This is a genomic window from Flexivirga caeni (assembly GCF_003724155.1).
Classification (GTDB): domain Bacteria; phylum Actinomycetota; class Actinomycetes; order Actinomycetales; family Dermatophilaceae; genus Flexivirga; species Flexivirga caeni.
This window is the reverse complement of record NZ_RJJQ01000015.1, coordinates 26,306-42,944: the sequence shown is the minus strand read 5'-3', so window position 1 is coordinate 42,944 and position 16,639 is coordinate 26,306. Positions and strand designations below refer to the sequence as shown.

At 69.2% G+C, this 16,639-nt stretch carries 14 protein-coding genes, 1 tRNA gene and 1 other RNA gene; 3 read left to right on the top strand and 13 right to left on the bottom strand.

The window, feature by feature from the left end:
• Positions 1-110 precede the first annotated feature (110 nt).
• From EFY87_RS13825 to EFY87_RS13790, 8 genes are all read right to left on the bottom strand, one after another.
• Positions 111-1,136 carry an acyl-CoA dehydrogenase family protein gene (locus EFY87_RS13825; RefSeq protein WP_123272079.1) on the bottom strand — a complete coding sequence of 342 codons (1,026 nt, stop codon included), beginning with the start codon at positions 1,134-1,136 and terminating at the stop codon, positions 111-113.
• Positions 1,133-2,281 carry an acyl-CoA dehydrogenase family protein gene (locus tag EFY87_RS13820; protein WP_245988646.1) on the bottom strand — a complete coding sequence of 383 codons (1,149 nt, stop codon included), beginning with the start codon at positions 2,279-2,281 and terminating at the stop codon, positions 1,133-1,135. Before EFY87_RS13820 ends, EFY87_RS13825 begins: the two co-directional genes overlap by 4 nt.
• A complete protein-coding gene (locus EFY87_RS13815) occupies positions 2,266-3,042 on the bottom strand; it encodes an enoyl-CoA hydratase-related protein (protein ID WP_123272078.1) in 777 nt (258 codons plus the stop codon). The genes EFY87_RS13820 and EFY87_RS13815 overlap by 16 nt, the downstream gene beginning before the upstream one ends.
• A 6-nt stretch (positions 3,043-3,048) precedes the next feature.
• Entirely contained in the window at positions 3,049-4,371 is a 1,323-nt protein-coding gene (locus EFY87_RS13810) for an alpha-hydroxy-acid oxidizing protein (protein WP_123272077.1), read from the bottom strand.
• Between the two features lie 12 nt (positions 4,372-4,383).
• A complete protein-coding gene (locus EFY87_RS13805) occupies positions 4,384-5,352 on the bottom strand; it encodes a DUF2332 family protein (protein ID WP_123272076.1) in 969 nt (322 codons plus the stop codon).
• Positions 5,353-5,683: 331 nt separating this feature from the next.
• Positions 5,684-6,748 carry an aspartate-semialdehyde dehydrogenase gene (locus EFY87_RS13800; protein WP_123272075.1) on the bottom strand — a complete coding sequence of 355 codons (1,065 nt, stop codon included), beginning with the start codon at positions 6,746-6,748 and terminating at the stop codon, positions 5,684-5,686.
• A 1-nt stretch (position 6,749) separates the two neighbouring features.
• Entirely contained in the window at positions 6,750-7,805 is a 1,056-nt protein-coding gene (locus EFY87_RS13795; RefSeq protein ID WP_220093634.1) for an aspartate-semialdehyde dehydrogenase, read from the bottom strand.
• Positions 7,806-7,841: 36 nt separating this feature from the next.
• Positions 7,842-9,116 carry an aspartate kinase gene (locus tag EFY87_RS13790; protein ID WP_123272073.1) on the bottom strand — a complete coding sequence of 425 codons (1,275 nt, stop codon included), beginning with the start codon at positions 9,114-9,116 and terminating at the stop codon, positions 7,842-7,844.
• Positions 9,117-9,321: 205 nt separating this feature from the next.
• On the opposite strand from EFY87_RS13790, the gene EFY87_RS13785 reads away from it, so the two are divergent.
• Positions 9,322-10,182 (top strand): phosphatase PAP2 family protein, encoded by an 861-nt coding sequence (locus EFY87_RS13785; protein WP_123272072.1) that lies wholly within the window; start codon positions 9,322-9,324, stop codon positions 10,180-10,182.
• 22 nt (positions 10,183-10,204) lie between these two features.
• Here the strand turns inward: EFY87_RS13785 and EFY87_RS13780 are convergent, their stop codons facing one another.
• The 4 genes from EFY87_RS13780 to EFY87_RS13765 all read right to left on the bottom strand — a co-directional run bounded on the left by EFY87_RS13780 (position 10,205) and on the right by EFY87_RS13765 (position 14,314).
• Positions 10,205-10,780 carry a DUF5063 domain-containing protein gene (locus EFY87_RS13780; protein WP_123272071.1) on the bottom strand — a complete coding sequence of 192 codons (576 nt, stop codon included), beginning with the start codon at positions 10,778-10,780 and terminating at the stop codon, positions 10,205-10,207.
• Positions 10,773-11,372, bottom strand: coding sequence for a recombination mediator RecR (gene recR / locus EFY87_RS13775; protein ID WP_123272070.1), 600 nt, complete (start codon positions 11,370-11,372; stop codon positions 10,773-10,775). The genes EFY87_RS13780 and recR overlap by 8 nt, the downstream gene beginning before the upstream one ends.
• 156 nt (positions 11,373-11,528) lie before the next feature.
• Positions 11,529-12,206 (bottom strand): lysophospholipid acyltransferase family protein, encoded by a 678-nt coding sequence (locus EFY87_RS13770; RefSeq protein ID WP_123272069.1) that lies wholly within the window; start codon positions 12,204-12,206, stop codon positions 11,529-11,531.
• The gene (locus tag EFY87_RS13765; RefSeq protein ID WP_123272068.1) at positions 12,206-14,314 is read right to left on the bottom strand and encodes a DNA polymerase III subunit gamma and tau; all 2,109 of its coding nucleotides are present in this window, start codon (positions 14,312-14,314) and stop codon (positions 12,206-12,208) included. Before EFY87_RS13765 ends, EFY87_RS13770 begins: the two co-directional genes overlap by 1 nt.
• A gap of 206 nt (positions 14,315-14,520) precedes the next feature.
• On the opposite strand from EFY87_RS13765, the gene EFY87_RS13760 reads away from it, so the two are divergent.
• On the top strand, positions 14,521-16,134 hold the full coding sequence (locus EFY87_RS13760) for a hypothetical protein (RefSeq protein ID WP_148043339.1): 1,614 nt from the start codon (positions 14,521-14,523) through the stop codon (positions 16,132-16,134).
• Between the two features lie 129 nt (positions 16,135-16,263).
• On the opposite strand, the gene ffs is transcribed toward EFY87_RS13760, so the two are convergent.
• Positions 16,264-16,360: signal recognition particle sRNA small type (ffs, locus tag EFY87_RS13755), an RNA gene on the bottom strand.
• A 97-nt stretch (positions 16,361-16,457) separates the two neighbouring features.
• On the opposite strand from ffs, the gene EFY87_RS13750 reads away from it, so the two are divergent.
• Positions 16,458-16,545, top strand: a tRNA-Ser gene (locus EFY87_RS13750).
• The last annotated feature ends 94 nt before the right edge of the window (positions 16,546-16,639 follow it).

Sequence of the window (16,639 nt, the reverse complement as noted above, 5' to 3'; positions counted from 1 at the left end):
TTCAACAACCACCGGATGCCGACTGTTCCCAGGCTCGGGTGGAGGCCGTCGGCTGGGCTACGGCTTCGGCCGTAACCATCGGCGGCACCAACGTCCCGTGTCGCACAGGATCAGTCGGCGATCAGCGACCACAGCCCGTCGGAGCCGGCATCGCGCACGATCGCCGCGAGCCGGCGATCCCACTGGTCCACCGAGCCGAACTCAGCACGCCAGGCCAGCGCGGCACGGGTGAATCGGTGCAGGTCGTGCTCGATCGCCGTACCGATCGCGCCATGCACCTGATGGGCGTTGCGAACGACAGTGGTCGCGGCGTGACCGGCACACGACCTGGCGACCGCGATGCGGAACAGCACCTCGTCGCCCGCCCAGTCGGTGCGCATCGCTGCGGCGAGCGCCGCCTCGGTCGCGGCTCGCGCGAGCGCGCACTCTGCGGCCATGTCGGCGATGAGGTGCTGCACCGCCTGGAAACGAGACAGTGGCCGACCGAACTGATGGCGGGTGGTCGCGTGCTCGCAGGACAACGCCAGGGCCCGGTCGAGAGCCGCACACACCTGGACGGCACGTGCGACTGCGCCTTTCCGGCGGTGCTGTTCGACCAGTGAGCCCTCGATGGGGGTGCCCTGCACCGCACCGAGGTCGACGGAGACCCCGTCCCGGGGTTCACCGATCACGTTCGTCCCGGGGACGATCTCGGTGGTTCCGGACGGGTCGACATCGGCGACCAGCCAGCCGCCGCCGGCCGGCCAGACGAGGACCAGGCGCTGCGCACATCGCGCCCAGGCCACCGCGAGCGCCAGGCCGTCCACGTCCACCTCGGCGAGGGTGCGCAATCGGTCGTCCACCGGCAACCCGGCTGCCTCGAGCAGTGAGCAGGCGAGCAGATCGTGCTCGGCCAGCGGGGCGCGAACACCCGACGCAGCAGCCGCGGACAACAGCTCTGCCGCCTCCAGCCAGCCCGCACCGCTGCCTCCGGAATCCTCGGAGCCGGTCAGCCGGGCGAGCCCGAGTCCGGTCAGCTCCTCCCAGAGCGCGCCGTCGAAGACGCTCGCATCCTGCTCGCCGGCGGCAGCATGCTTGGCGAAGACCGCCTGCATCACACCGGACAGATCACTGTCGACACCCGGAAACGTCGTCATCGCAGCCCCAGCCCGCGCGCGATCATGCCACGCAGGATCTCGCTCGTCCCGCCGCGCAGGGTGAAGCCCGGCCGCTGGTCCAGCCCGGTGTCGACCAGCTCCCGCCATACGGGGTCGGGCGGTTCCTCGTCACCGGTCAGCAGCGCTGCCACTTCGGCAATGTCACCCTCGGTGGCCGTGCCGAGCAGTTTGACCACGGCGGCGGGAACGTCTGCCGGCTCGTGCCGCTCGAGCGCGCCGGCCACGGCGGCCGACATTTGGTGCAGCCCCGCGACGCGGCCGACGAGGCGACCGAGGTCGGCGCCGTCGTGCCGGCGGGTGAGCTGGGCGAGCAGCGGGAACGTGGACAAAAATCGCTCCGGGCCGCTGCGCTCGAAACTGAGCTCGGACGTGACCTGGGTCCAGCCCGCGCCGATCGTCCCGAACACCTGCTCGTCCGGGACGAAGACATCGGTGAAGAAGACCTCGTTGAAGTGGTGCGACCCGCTCATCGAGACGATGGGCCGGATGCGGATCCCCGGTGAGTCGAGGTCGACGAGGAACTGGCTCAGCCCATCGTGCCGGTGCGCGGGGTCGACCGGCGAGGTGCGCACGAGCGCGATGAACGCGTGTGCGAGATGGGCGCCCGAGGTCCAGATCTTCGATCCGTTGAGCTGCCAGCCACCGTCCGCCCGGACGGCGGAGCTGTGCACGCTGGCAAGGTCCGAGCCCGAGTCGGGTTCGCTCATACCGATCCCGAAGAAGACCTCACCGCGCGCGATGCCCGGCAGGTAGCGCTGCTTCTGCTGCTCGGTGCCGTACGTGAGCAGGGACGGGACGATCTGCCGGTCGGCAATCCAATGAGCCGCCACCGGCGCGCCGCCCGCGAGCAGCTCCTCGGTGACCACGAACCGTTCGAGGAACGAGCGGCCGTGCCCGCCATACTCCTGCGGGACCGTCATACCGAGCCAGCCGCGCGCGGCGAGCGCCCGGGTGAAGTCCTCGTCCCACGCCGACAGCCAGCAGTCGACGCGTGGGCGGTAGGCGCCCCGCCCGCGCTGGTCGGCCAGGAACCGTCGCACGTCGTGCCGTAACTCGGTGGTCGCCGCCGGGTCCGCTGACATCGGCGGGACGAGCCGCAGGGCCGCGCTCACGTGGTGCGCCACCTCTCCAGGCTGCGCTCGTGTTCCGGATCGAGATGCGCGAGCGGCTGCATCGCCGCCGCCATACCGAGCACTGACTCGAGCGCACCGGTGCGGGACTCCTGCAGGAGCCGTTTAGCCATCCGCAACGACTCGGCCGGGTTCTTCGCAATCCGCTCGGCGAGAGCGCCGGCCTCGGCCAGCAGGTCCTCGTGCGGCACGACGGCACTGACCATGTTCCATTCCCTGGCGGTGGCGGCGTCGATCCGCTCCCCGGTCAGCGTCATCAGCGCGGCCCGCTCGTAGCCGACGGCACGGGGTAGGAACCAGGTCCCGCCGTCACCGGGGATCAACCCGATCGAGACGAAACTCTCGGCGAACGAGGCCCGCTCGGATGCAACCCGGATGTCGCACATCATCACCAGGTCACAGCCGGCGCCGACGGCTGCCCCGTTGACAGCCGCAATGATGGCGACCTCCAAACGCTCCAGTGCGCGCGGGATTCGCTGGATCGAGGACACATAGGCACGCCGCTGCTGGCGCGGATCCAGCCCGAACATGCCCTGCCGGTCCGCCATCTCCTTGACATTGCCCCCGGCGGAGAAGATCTTGCCCGCGCCGGTGAGGATCACCGCCCGGACGTCGAGATCCTGGTTGGCTGCCTCGACCGCCTCCTCGAACGCCGCCACGAAATCCAGACCGGTGATGGCGTTGCCGACGTGCGGGACGTCGATCGTCCACGTCTGCACGTGCCCAGAGGTGCTGACCACCAGGGGTGAGTTCATCTGCGGTTACCTTTCTGCGCTGATCAGGGTGTCAGAGGCGAGACAATCGCGAGTGACCTGCTCGACGGATGCTATGCCGCAGAGCGCCATCGTGAGGTCGAGTTCGGCGACCAATCGCTCCATCACCGCCTGGGCACCGGACGCGCCATCGATGGCCAGGCCGTAGAGCCAGGGTCGCCCGATCAGCACCGCGGATGCCCCGAGGGCGAGCGCCGTGAAGATGTCCGCACCACCGCGGATGCCACTGTCGAAGAGCACCGGCACGCGACCGCCGACCGCCGGAGCCACCGCGTTGAGTGCGTCGAGCGAGGCGACGGCACCGTCCACCTGACGGCCGCCGTGATTGGACACGACGATCCCGTCGACGCCGTGGTCGAGTGCGGTCTCGGCATCTTCAACGGACTGAATTCCCTTGAGCACTATGGGAAGACGAGTCCAATCCCGCAGCTTCGCCAGATCGTCCCAGGTCAGGCCGGGACTCGGGAACACGTCGAGGAAGGTTTCCACTGCCGCCCGTGGCAACGGGGACCGCAGATTGTCGCGCAGCGAACCGGGGTAGTGCCGGCTGATCGAGACGAGCGTGCGTATGGCGGCCGGCGTCGGGCGCTGCGCGGGAGTCGCCGGCGCATCGAGGTCATCCGAGCCGGCTGCCCGCCGGTCGACCCTGGCTCGCACCAGGTCCAGGAACACCGGGTCGGAGAGGTATTGCGCGATGCCTTGTCCCTGCGCGAAGGGCAGGTAACCCAGGTCGAGGTCCTTGGTCCGCCAGCCGAGCACGTGCGTGTCGAGCGTGACGACGATCGCCTGCGCGCCGGACGCTTCGGCACGTCGCACCAGCGATGCGGCGAGATCGTCGCTGTTGCTCCAATACAGCTGGAACCACATCGGATTGGCGCCCAGTGCCTGCGCGGTCTCCTCCATCGGCACCGAGCCCTGCGTGGAGAGAACCATCGGCAGCCGGAGAGCGCGGGCAGCCGTCGCGACCGCACGCTCGGCATCCCGGTGCGCCATCTCGAGCACCCCGACCGGTGCGAAGAGCACCGGAGCACGCAGGTCGTACCCGAAGAGAGTCACCTCCAGCGAGCGCTCCCGCACATCGCGCAACATTCGCGGAACGATCGGATATCGCTGGAACGCAGCCTGATTCGCTTCGTCGGTGCGCTGCATCCCGGCGCTGCCCGCGACATACGCCCAGGCCTGTCGGCTCATGCGGCGTCGCGCCGCGGCATACAGCGCCGCCGGCTCGACGGGCACTCGCGGCCGGTGACCGTAGGCTCCCGCCGAGTAGATGGCTGCCTGCACCGCCCGACCGACGCCGGTGGGTTGCATCCCGTGCCTCCTTCAGTCGACCTGCACGATCTCGGTCAGCAGTTCGCCGGCCCGGTAGTGCGCCAGCCGCAGCGCGGGGGCGCCGGCCGGTGTATCGGCGAGAGCCGGGTCGTCGGTGACCGCCCGCAGCACCCCGACCACTTCGGCGCTGATCCAGATGCCCTCCGCGTGACGGGCGCGCATGAGTTCGTCCATGCGGGTGCGTTCCTCGACCATGCACAGGAAGGACGACCCGAAGACGATCGGCAGCCGCCCGAAGCCGAAACCTTCGGCAGCAACGACGTCGAAGGCGTCGCGGCGAGAGACCACGATGTCCTGCTCGTCGACGAGTTGCGCGGCGCGCAGGATGCGTTCCTGCACGTCGACCTCCTCCGGCTCCAGCTGCGCAAGCATCCGCTGCATGACGTCCGGCTGTCGCGCGTCCAGCGGATGCAGGTCGTAACCACGCCGCGCCGAAATGTGCTGTCCGGCAAACAGATCCGGCTCGAACGAGTCAGCCACCAACTCCAGGCCGGCCGCCGCCCCCACCGCGACGAGCTCGACCGCGACAGGACCCGCGAAGGCATCCCGCAGATACCGGTCTGCCAGGCGGAACATGCGCACGCCCGCCGCGGGGTCGTTGCGTGGCAACGGGTGCTCCTGCAGCAGCCGGCCGATCGGGCCTCGCCGGTCGCGCAGCCGCTCGGTCCACAACTGGTAGGAGCGATTGTCCGGGGCCATCGTCCCGTCGAGCACGGGGAAGTATGCCGCCAGCGCCTGCTCCCCGTCGTCCAGCCGCAGGTCGAGGCTGGTCGCGCGCAGCAGCCGTTGCGCGGCGTGCCAGTCACCGAAATCGACCCCGTATGCCGCGAACGCAGTGAACGTCCGGTCGTCGAAACCGGTCTCGGCACCGGCAGTGGCGCACCACTGCCGGTAGAGCGGGCCGGCAAAGCGCTCGGCGGCAGCGGCGAACGCCGCCCTGCTTTGCGTGGTCTGGCTCATGCCGCCTTAATCTACGTGCCCCTAGATGGCCCTCGGCGAACAGCCGGGCCGCGCGACCGAATGCCTCACCGGGCAACGAATCTGTGCGCCGCCCCTGAGGCTTCTGGCACGGCGGCACAGCGCGATCACTCCGTATGACGGACCTGGCCGGTTGTGCTGGCCGGCATGAACACACCACCAGTGCCACATCCGAAAAGAACTGCAACCCCTCTCGATCGACGGGGACTGGTCGGCCCGGGAGTCGTCGCCGGCACCGGCATACTGACCGCGTGCTCGTCCGGCGGCGCCTCCACCACGGCCGCCGGCAATACGAAACCCACCTCGAGGTCCGTCATACGGCCAGTTCGGCGATCTGCAGCAGGTTGAGCGCCGATCCCTTGCGCAGGTTGTCGGCGCAGATGAACAACTCGATCGAGTTCGGGAAGCCGTCGACGCGTCGAACGCGGCCGGCAAAGATCGGGTCAGCTCCGACAACGTCGACCGGAGTCGGCCACGCGTCATCGAGAGAATTCGCTGAATCATCAAGAACGACAACTGAATTGGATGACTCAGTGAGGATCCGCACGGCGTCGTCGCGGTCGGACTCGGCGGCGAAGGTCGCATGGATCGACACCGAGTGGGTGCGGACGACAGGCACCTGCACGCAAGTGACCGCCACGGGCAGATGGGAGACCCGCAGCAGGCTGCGCAATTCGTCGCGCACCGCGCTCTCGGTCGTCGTCGCTCCGGCATCCGCCTCGTCGCCGACCCACGGGATCACGTTGAACGCGATCGGAGCCAGGAAGGGCGAGGTGCCCAGGTCGGACAACATCCGGCGCACGTCGCCGGGCGACTGGCCGACGCCCTGGTTGCCGGCGAGCTCCATGGTCTCGTCATACAGGCGAAGCGCCCCGCCGGCACCGGCGTCGGTGACTGCCTGGAACGTGGTGACGACCACGGAGGTCAGCTGCCACGCGCTGTGCAGCGAGTGCAACGCGCCCACCATCATCAGCGTCGCCGCGCTGGGACTGGCGACGATGCCGGATTCCGGCGCGCGCGCCGCGTCCGGATTGATCTCGGAGACCACGAGCGGCACCTGCGGCGTGTGCGTGAACGTGCCGGAGCTGTCGACGACGATCGCGCCCGCCTCGACCGCGATCGGCGCCCATTTCGCGCTCACGATCGCCGGCACCGCCATCACGACGACGTCCGCGCCCGCAAGCGACTCCGCACTGAGTGCGCGGACGACGACCTCGCGGCCGAGGATCGAGACACGCCGGCCCGCGGAACGACTCGACGCGATGGGCCGGATCTCGCCCCAGACGTCATCACGGGTCGGGAGCAAGGAGAGCAACGACATGCCGACGACGCCTGTCGCGCCGACGACCGCCAGGGTTGGTTTGCCTCCGGTCGCCATCTCAGCGCCCCGCGGCGATGACCTCGGCGATCTGGATCGTGTTGAGGGCGGCGCCCTTTCGCAGATTGTCGCCCGACACAAAGAGCACCAGGCCCTTGCCGTCCGGCACCGACTGATCCTGCCGGATGCGTCCGACGTATGACGGGTCATTGCCCGCAGCCTCCAGCGGCGTCGGCACGTCGGTCAGCACGACCCCCGGGGCCGCGCCGAGCACTTCGCGCGCACGGTCGGGGCTGATCGGCCGGTCGAACTCGGCATGTATGGCGAGCGAGTGTCCCGTGAAGACCGGCACACGGACACACGTGCCGGAGACAAGGAGGTCCGGCAGCCCGAGGATCTTGCGCGACTCATTGCGCAGCTTCTGCTCCTCGTCGGTCTCCTCGCTGCCGTCGGCGACGATCGACCCGGCCATCGGCAGCACGTTGTAGGCGATGGGGGCGACATACTTCTTCGCCGGGCCGAGTTCGACGGCCGCGCCGTCGTAGGTCAGCGACTCCAGGTTGCCCTCGACGCCCTGGCGGATCTGCCCGGCGAGTTCCTCGACGCCGGCCAGCCCGGACCCGGACACCGCCTGGTAGCTGGCCACGATCAGCCGGCGCAGGCCGGCCGCGTCGGTGAGCGCCTTCAGCACCGGCATCGCAGCCATCGTCGTGCAGTTGGGGTTGGCGATGATGCCCTTCGGCGGGTCCGCGATCTCCTGCGGGTTGACCTCCGAGACGACCAGCGGCACGTCGGGGTCGCCGCGCCATGCGGAGGAGTTGTCGATCACCGTGACGCCGGCGGCAGCGAAGCGCGGCGCCTGCTCGCGTGAGGTCGCGCCACCCGCGGAGAAGATCGCGATGTCGAGGCCGGCCGGGTCCGCCGTCGCAGCATCCTCGACCACCAGTCGCTTTCCCTGCCAGTCGATCTCCCGGCCCTCGGACCGTGCCGAGGCGAAGAGCCGCAGCTCCTCGACCGGGAAATCCCGCTCCGCGAGCAGCCGCAGCACCACGCCGCCGACCTGCCCGGTCGCGCCGACCACTCCAATGTTCAATCCCATGGGACTACCTTCGCTCATGAAGCTCGTTCTCCGCGAGCGCCCCGCGGGGGGAACTCATCTGCCAGTGCCGCCGTAGACGACGGCTTCACCCTCGCTGGAGTCCAGCCCGAACGCCGTGTGCACCGCGCGGACCGCGTCGTCCAGCAGGTCGCCGTTGGTGACGACCGAGACCCGGATCTCCGAGGTCGAGATCATCTCGATGTTGATGCCGGCGTCGGCCAGCGCCTGGAAGAGCGTCGCCGACACACCCGGGTGGCTGCGCATGCCGGAGCCGACGAGCGAGAGCTTGCCGATCTGGTCGTCATATTGCAGCGACTCGAAGCCCAGCCCCGCCTTGGCGTCCTGCAACGCCTGGACGGCACGCTGGCCGTCCGCCTTCGGCAGGGTGAACGACACGTCGGTGCGACCGGTCGCGACCGCCGAGACGTTCTGGACGATCATGTCGATGTTCACCTGCTGCTCGGAGATCAGCGTGAAGATGGCGGCGGCGCTGCCCGGCGTGTCCTTGACACCGACGACCGTGATCTTGGCCTCGCTGCGGTCGTGCGCGACACCGGCGATGATCGGGGCTTCCACGTCGTCTTCTCCTTCGACTGTTGCTGGGTAGACCCAGGTGCCCTCGCGATAGCTGAACGACGAGCGCACGTGGATCGGCAGGTTGAACCGCCGGGCATATTCGACGCACCGCAGCATCAGGACCTTGGCGCCCGACGCGGCCATCTCCTGCATCTCTTCGTTGCTGATGCGGTCGACCTTGCGGGCGCTCGGGACGATGCGCGGGTCGGCGGTGAAGATGCCGTCGACATCGGTGTAGATCTCGCACACGTCCGCATCGAGGGCGGCGGCCAGCGCGACCGCGGTGGTGTCAGATCCGCCACGCCCGAGGGTGGTGATCTCCTTGGTGTTCTGGCTGACGCCCTGGAAGCCCGCGACGATGACGATGTGTCCGTCGGCGAGCGCCTGGGTGATCCGGCCGGGGGTCACGTCGATGATCCGGGCCTTGCCGTGCGCGTCGTCGGTGATCACGCCCGCCTGCGAGCCGGTGAACGACCGGGCCGAGTCGCCGAGGTTGGCGATCGCCATCGACACCAGCGCCATCGACATCCGCTCCCCGGCGGTCAGCAGCATGTCGAGTTCGCGCTGTGGCGGGGCGGGCGAGACTGCGTCCGCGAGCTCGAGCAACTCGTCGGTGGTGTCACCCATGGCGGAGACGACGACGCAGACTTGGTTTCCGGCCTTGCGCGTGTCGACGATGCGGCGCGCCACCCGCTTGATGCTTTCGGCGTCGGCAAGCGACGATCCGCCATACTTCTGGACCACGAGAGGCACTGCGCGCGATTCCCTTCGGGGACGTCGGTTGATCACATTCCGGCGCCGCTGATTCTACCGGCGGCCCGTGATGCCCCCGCTGCCGACCGCATGCCGGACGCCGCGTCCATACTCCGGGATGGCGACGAGAGGGTGTCCGTCATACGAACCGCACAGGTATGGGAGGTGATTTCGGCTGGTGAGATCGAGGTGACAGACTTGCGGTGTGTCGAGTAGTTCGGAGCGGGTCGGCGACCTTACGTCGGAGCACAGCCAACCCGAGTCCGGGCCGGCACTGCTGCCACTGAAGTGGCGCGCATATCGGCCGCCGCACTGGTGGTTCGAGATCATCCTGATCCTCGTGCTCGACACCGTCTATGAACACCTGCGCGACCTGGTGCCGCTGCGGGAGAAGCAGGCATACGCCCGCGGATGGGATCTGTTCCACTTCGAACAGCACATTGGTTTCGACGTCGAGCTCACGCTCAACCACTTCGTGATGCGCCACCACTGGATCGCGCAGGCCGCCAACTACGGCTACGCCGTCTTCGCCATCCCGGTGATCGGCGTGCTGATCTGGCTGTTCGTCTGGCACCGCCGGGTCTACAAGACGGCCCGCAGCGTGCTCGCCTTCACCACGATCCTCGGGCTGATCGGCTTCTGGCTCTTCCCGACCGCGCCACCGCGACTGCTGCAGGGCGCCGGATTCGTCGACACGACGGTCTACTTCCACACCATCGGTTCCTGGGGCAGCCGGACGGTCTCGAGTCACTCCAACCTCTTCGCGGCCATGCCGAGCCTGCATTGCGGGTGGGCGCTGTGGGTCGGGCTGTCGCTCTTCTTCGTCGCACGGCACCCGGTGCTGCGCGCGCTCGGGGTCCTCTACCCGCTCTGGACGCTGTTCGTGGTGATGGCCACCGCCAACCACTTCATCGTCGACGCGATCGCCGGCTACTTCTGCGTCGGCGTGTCCGTGCTCGCGGTGTGGCTGCTCTTCGGCCACAACCCCTGGACCCCGGCGCGTGATGAGGGCGAACTCACGCTCACCCGCGACGCGAAGAAGGTCGCGGAGACGACCAAGGTCTGAGCGGCGCCCCGGCCCGCCCGGCTCAGGGGTGCAGAGCCTCGAACTCGGCGTCGGCGACCATGTCCTCGTCGGCGTCCAGCCGCAGGTGCGCCAGGATCGTCTGGACAACGCGCAGTGCGGCCGTCGAGCGCACACCCCACTGCGACAGATAGCTGAACTGCCACCACCACAGCGCCTCGGTCAACCGGGTCGCGTCGTAGTGCACGAGCCCGTGCTCCAGCGCCCCGACGATGTCCGCCAGGTCATCGGACAGCGCGCCGCGTGCGGGTTCGACCGACGTCACCGGGTCGACCACGTCGGCGTAATCGTCGATGCCGTCGAGCAGGTTGGCCAAGCCCATCCGCAGCGCGTCCAGGTTGCTCTCCGGGCCCGGGTCGGCCTCGAACCGCTCGGCGGGCACGACGTCCTGTATGGCGCCCAGCCGTGCTCCGGCGACCTGCAATTGCGACAACATCAGCAGGAGCAGCGGCAGCGCGGCGTCGGGCGCAGACCCCGTGGCGAGCTGCCGCACCGACTCGCAGAACGCCCGCGCGTCCTGCGCCGTCTCCGCGGCGAGCGTGCCGACTTGCAGGGCTTCGGTGTCAGGTGTCTCAGGCATCGACAACTCTCCGTCCTTCGAATGCGCGGCCGAGCGTCACTTCGTCGGCATACTCCAAGTCTCCCCCGACCGGCAGCCCGGAGGCCAGCCTCGTGACACGCAGACCCATCGTGCGCATGAGTCGCGACAGATAGGTCGCGGTCGCTTCACCGTTGAGGTTGGGGTTGGTGGCCAGGATGACCTCCTCGACCGGCTCGACACCCAGCCGTCGCACCAGCTCGGTGATCTTCAGCTCGTCGGGGCCGATGCCGTCGATCGGGCTGATCGCCCCGCCGAGCACGTGGTAGCGCCCCCGAAACTCGCGGGTCCGCTCGACCGCGACCACGTCCTTGGGTTCCTCGACGACGCAGATCAGCGTGTCGTCGCGACGCGGGTCCTGGCAGATGCGACACAGGGTGTCCTCGGCGACGTTGAAGCAGCGCTCGCAGAAGCGCACCTTCTCGCGCACGGTCGTCAGCACCTCGGTCAGCCGGGTCACGTCCGCCGGGTCGGCCTGCAGCAGATGGAACGCGATGCGCTGCGCGGACTTCGGACCCACGCCGGGAAGCTTGCCGAGCTCGTCGATCAGGTCCTGGACCACTCCCTCATACACGAAGGTCGAGCCTAATCGCCGGGCCCGACAGCGCCGCGCCGACGCACCCTGGCACCCTCCCCCTTTCGCGAATGACGGCTTCCTCGGCGAGCGACGGTGCAATCTCACCGTCAGTGGGCGAACTCGCCGTCAGTGAGGACGGGAGCTGTCACCCGGTCAGCCCGGCGGGCGTTCGTTGTATGACGAGGCGCGCTCCTGGCCGGACAGCGCCGCGATGGCGTCCATGATCTGGTCGGTGGCCAGGCGACGCGCCTTGCCGGCCGGCATCGCCGCGAACTCTTCCCCGAAGATCAGCGGCTCGCCGAACCTGACGGTCACCTTGGCGACGCGCGGGCGGTTGGACCCGATCGGCATGACCGCCGGGGTGCCGATGATGCCGACCGGCACGACCGGCACGTCGGCCTTCATCGCCAGGTGCGCGACGCCGACACGGCCGCGGTAGAGCCGGCCATCCCGCGAACGCGTGCCTTCGGGATAGATGCCGAACGCCTCGCCGTCGCGCAGCACCCCGAGCGCCTGGTCGAGCGAGTCGACCGCCGCACGGGAATCGTCGCGTTCGACCGGGATCATGCCCATCGCGTTGAACCAGGTGCGGGTCGCCACGCCCTTGGGGCCCGTGCCGGTGAAATAGTCCGCTTTCGCGAGGAAGACCACCTTGCGTGGGGCCACCATCGGGATGACGACACTGTCGACGAATGACAGGTGGTTGCTCGCGATCAGCACACCGCCCTCCCTCGGCACGTTGTCGCGGCCTTCGACGTGCGGGCGCCATACGGCCCGTAAGAGCGGCGCCACGGTCATTCGCGAGATCGGATAGAGAGGTCCGCCGGCCATCAGTCCACCTGCTCGTCGATCACGGTGGCGCCGAGCACCGCCTGCATCACCGGCAACCCGACCTCGCCCGGGTCGTCGACGTCCTCGTCGTCCATCGACTCGGGGACTTCTTCCTCCACCTTGACCTTGGCGGGCGCGGAAGACGTTGGCGCCGCAGGGTTTTCGGCCGTTGCCCACTCCGGCGGCGGTGCGCTGATCGACCCCCAGCCGCCACCACCGTCGCCCGCGCCGGAAGCTGCGGAGAGCCCTGCCTCGGCGAGCGCCTCGGCGGCACGTCCCCGACGGGGTGCAGTCGCCGGCGCGGCCTTCGCCGGTGGCTGGGGTGAGGTGTCGCTTAGTGGCGCAGCAGGTCGTGCCTCACGCGCGGGCGCGGGGTCCGGGGCTTCGGAGGTCGGCCGGGCGGGCGGGGCGGGTGAATCATCCGGCTCCGCCGGCAGGCTCGGCGACGGAGCGGCCGAGTCGGCACGCGCGGTCACCCGGGCCCGTATGCCGAGGGCGTCGAACAGCGCGGTCGCCACGACGTCCGGGTGCGGCGCGCGCTCGACGGTCGCCGCCAGGCCCGGACTGCTCGTGCCGAGGACCAGCGTCTCCCCGTCGAAGTCGGCCACGTGCGCGTGCTGACTCAACAGCGCCCAGGTCACTCGCTTGGCGCGCGCAATGCGATCGAGCACATCCGGCCAGGCGCGGCGTACGGCGTCGGTCGTCACGGTCCCGGCGGGTGCCTGGTCTCGGGATGCCTGGTCTCGATACGCTCCCCCGCTACGCTCCTCCGCTACTCGACCAGCGATTGTCGGCTCGTCCCGGACCGGCGCAGCAGGAGCCGGCACGTCGGCAGCCTGGACGGGCTGCGGCGCCGGGCCGGTCGTCGGCGCACAGTTCGGCTCCCGCGTCGGTGCCGGACCTGTCGTCGCCGCACGGTTCGGCTCCGCCGCTATCCGCCCACCACCACCGATGTCCATCCGGCGCTCGAGCCGGTCGAGGCGGGCGGCATACCCTTCCTCCCCGGACACCGCAGGCAGCAGCACCCGCGCGCAGATGAGCTCGAGCTGCAATCGCGGACCGGTGGCACCAGTCATCTCCGAGAGACCGGTGTTGACGATGTCGGCGGCACGGGACAACTCCCCCGGACCGAACGACGCGGCCTGCTGACGCATCCGCTCCAGCTGGTCCTCGGGGACGCCGCGCAGCACCTGCGCAGCACCGTCGGGCACCGCTGCGACGACGATCAGGTCGCGCAGCCGCTCCAGCAGATCCTCGATGAATCTTCTGGGGTCGTGGCCGGATTCGACCACTTTGTCGATCTGGCGGAAGACCGCGCCGCTGTCGCGAGCGCCGAGCGCGTCGACGGTCGCATCGAGCAGTTCCCCGTCGGTGAAGCCGAGCAGCGCAGCCGCCTCGGCATACGTCAGACCCGCCTCGCCCGACCCGGCGATCAGCTGGTCGAGCACCGACAAGGAGTCACGCACCGACCCTGCGCCGGCGCGCGTCACGAACGACAGCACCCCTGGCTCGACCGCAACACCTTCGGCATCGCACAAGTGCTGCAGGTAGTCGGTCAGCCGCGCGGGCGGCACCAGCCGGAACGGGTAGTGGTGGGTCCGTGACCGGATGGTGCCGATGACCTTCTCCGGCTCGGTCGTCGCGAAGACGAATTTCACGTGCTCCGGCGGCTCCTCGACGATCTTCAGCAGCGCGTTGAAGCCCTGCGGCGTCACCATGTGCGCCTCGTCGATGATGTAGATCTTGTAGCGCGACTGCGCCGGCCCGTATGACGCCCGCTCGCGCAGATCACGCGCGTCGTCGACACCACCGTGACTCGCGGCGTCGATCTCGATCACGTCGACGGTGCCGGACCCGCCCCGAGCCAGCGCGACGCAAGACTCGCACTCTCCGCACGGCGTCGGTGTCGGGCCCTGCGCACAGTTGAGGCACCGGGCCAGAATGCGGGCAGAGGTGGTCTTGCCGCAGCCGCGCGGTCCGCTGAAGAGGTAGGCGTGGTTGACGCGCCCGGTGCGCAGCGCCTGCATGAGCGGCTCGGTCACGTGCTCCTGCCCGATCATGTCGGCGAAGGTGTCGGGCCGGTAGCGGCGGTAGAGCGCGGTCGTCACGCACCTGACTCTATTCTCCTCCGCCCACACCGGGTGCGTGCTCCGTCCGGACCTGTGCGAAACGTCCCGCCATACCTGCGCACGCTGTCAGCGAGGAGTGCGACGATGACCGGAGCCACCGGGCCGAGCCGACCAGACGCCGGCGGGCGTGACTTCAGGGGCTGGACAAGGGGTCGTCAACCGTGACGGAAGGTAGCGTGGCAGTCATGCTGTCGTCGCGTCGGCTACGCACGCCGACCGCGTTGGCAATGACCTGCGCGATCGCCTTCGCACTCGTCTATGTCCTGTGGACCCCGCAGGTCCCGGACTTGGCGGCGCAGGTCGCGCGCGCGGACGTCGCCCGGGTCGGCGGCGCCCCCGTCTGGTGGGGCGGCTGGTTCGGCGGCATCACGCTGCCCAACTACAGTGCGATCGTTCCGTTTTCGATGGCGACGCTGGGCATCCGGCTGACCGGCGTGCTGGCCGTGGTCGTCAGCGCGTATGGCGGGGCGCTCCTCGTCGCCGACGCCCCGCGGCCCCGAGCGGGCGCGGTCGCGATCACCCTTGCGCAGGCCGCCGATCTGCTGGGCGGTCGCGTAACGTTCACGGCTGGCGCGGCGATCGGCATCTGGGCGCTCGTCGCGCTGCGCCACCACCGGGAGAAGACCGCGATCCTGCTCGGTCTGCTGTCCTTCCTGGGATCCCCGCTCGCGGGGTTCTTCCTCGGCCTGATCGCACTGGTCGTGGCGGTGCTGCGCCCCGAAAGGCGCCGGGTCGCAACGCTGCTCGCGATTTCCCTGGTGATCTTCGGCATCGGTATGTCAATCTTGTTCCCCGGCACCGGCACGATGCCCTTCCCGATCAGCGACGCGGCGCCCGCGATGCTGTCCTGTGTCGTCGTCTTCGGTGCATGCCACAACAAGCTGATCCGGGCGACTGCGGCGATGCTGGCAATCTCGTTCATCCCGCTGCTGATCGTGCCGCTCGCCATCGGCACCAACGCGACCCGGCTCGCGTGGCTCGCCGCGGTGCCGGTCATCGTCGCGTATGCCGAGGTCCGCAAGTCACTGATCTGGGTGTGCGCGCTGATCGTGGCGATCTGGCCGGTGAGCGACCTGGCCAACCAGTTGCTGCTGGCGCACCAGCCGTCGAGCAACTACACGTTCTACAAGCCGCTCGCGAACGCGCTGCAGGCCGACCAGCGGAGGCTCGGCAGAGCGGTGATCGGCCGGCGGATCGAGGTCGTCGACACCAAGAACCACTGGGGTTCGGCATACCTGACGAAGTTTTCGCTCGCCCGCGGCTGGGATCGCCAGGCCGACCAGGCAGACAACCCGATCTTCTATCAGCCGCACGCACTCAACCCGGTCAGCTACCGGCAGTGGCTGGACTCCCTCGCGGTCGGCTGGGTCGCGGTGCCGAAGGCGCCGCTCGACTACGCCTCCACCGCTGAGGCGGAACTCGTGCTTGGCGGCCTGCCCTACCTGCAGCTGACCTGGAGCAATTCCGACTGGCGCCTCTTCCGCGTCGTCAACCCGGCGCCGCTGGCGACCGGCGCCACGGTCATCGGCATCGACTCGCATGGCGTGGAACTCAAGGCGGTCGCCGGCCGCACGATCCAACTCAAGGTGCGCTACTCGGCGTATGTCGGGGCCAGCAACCCGGTCACCGACAAGCCGCTGCTGGCGTGCATCGTGAACAACAAGGGGTGGCTGCAGGTGACCGTCCCGGTGACCGAAACCGTCCGGTTGTCCAGCGATTTCGCTCCGGTGCGCTCCCAGGCGCCGGGCTGTGTCACGCCGGGCAAGTCCCCCGCGGCGACCCCCAGCGGGACTGGCTGAGCGCGCGCCCTCACGCGGGGTCCCCGCGAAGTATCGGAGGAGCGAAGCGGGGGAGAACTTCGTGGGCGCTCTCACCCGGGGTCCCCGCGAAGTATCGGAGGAGCGAAGCGGGGGAGAACTTCGTGGGGATGAAAGAACCCCTCGCGCACCTGGAAGAGCTCTCCTACCCTTGCTGCATTCCTGCCCTGGGGGAGTTCGGAAAGGTACCACCACACGAGGGGCCCGGCGCCCACTGTAGAACACCAGGCCTGCGGTCACGCAATCGAGGCGAGACCGCAGCAGCCGATTCGGTGTCCGGGCCGCGAGCGGGTATTCTCCTGCGCGGAGGATTCGCATAGTGGCCTAGTGCGCACGCTTGGAAAGCGTGTTGAGTGAAAGCTCTCAGGGGTTCGAATCCCCTATCCTCCGCCACAACACGCAGGGAGGGACCGCCCACGGTTTTTTTGGGCGGCCCCTCCCTGCGTTGTCTCCGAGGCGCTCGATTCGGGAGGAGGAGCGCAGCGAC

Excerpts from the sequence above, each read along its gene's own strand:
- EFY87_RS13825 (WP_123272079.1), bottom strand. The coding sequence starts at position 1,136 with ATGACGACGTTTCCGGGTGTCGACAGTGATCTGTCCGGTGTGATGCAG.
- EFY87_RS13815 (WP_123272078.1), bottom strand. The coding sequence starts at position 3,042 with ATGAACTCACCCCTGGTGGTCAGCACCTCTGGGCACGTGCAGACGTGG.
- EFY87_RS13810 (WP_123272077.1), bottom strand. The coding sequence starts at position 4,371 with ATGCAACCCACCGGCGTCGGTCGGGCGGTGCAGGCAGCCATCTACTCG.
- EFY87_RS13805 (WP_123272076.1), bottom strand. The coding sequence starts at position 5,352 with ATGAGCCAGACCACGCAAAGCAGGGCGGCGTTCGCCGCTGCCGCCGAG.
- EFY87_RS13800 (WP_123272075.1), bottom strand. The coding sequence starts at position 6,748 with ATGGCGACCGGAGGCAAACCAACCCTGGCGGTCGTCGGCGCGACAGGC.
- EFY87_RS13795 (WP_220093634.1), bottom strand. The coding sequence starts at position 7,805 with ATGAGCGAAGGTAGTCCCATGGGATTGAACATTGGAGTGGTCGGCGCG.
- EFY87_RS13780 (WP_123272071.1), bottom strand. The coding sequence starts at position 10,780 with ATGCCTGAGACACCTGACACCGAAGCCCTGCAAGTCGGCACGCTCGCC.
- EFY87_RS13770 (WP_123272069.1), bottom strand. The coding sequence starts at position 12,206 with ATGGCCGGCGGACCTCTCTATCCGATCTCGCGAATGACCGTGGCGCCG.
- EFY87_RS13760 (WP_148043339.1), top strand. The coding sequence starts at position 14,521 with ATGCTGTCGTCGCGTCGGCTACGCACGCCGACCGCGTTGGCAATGACC.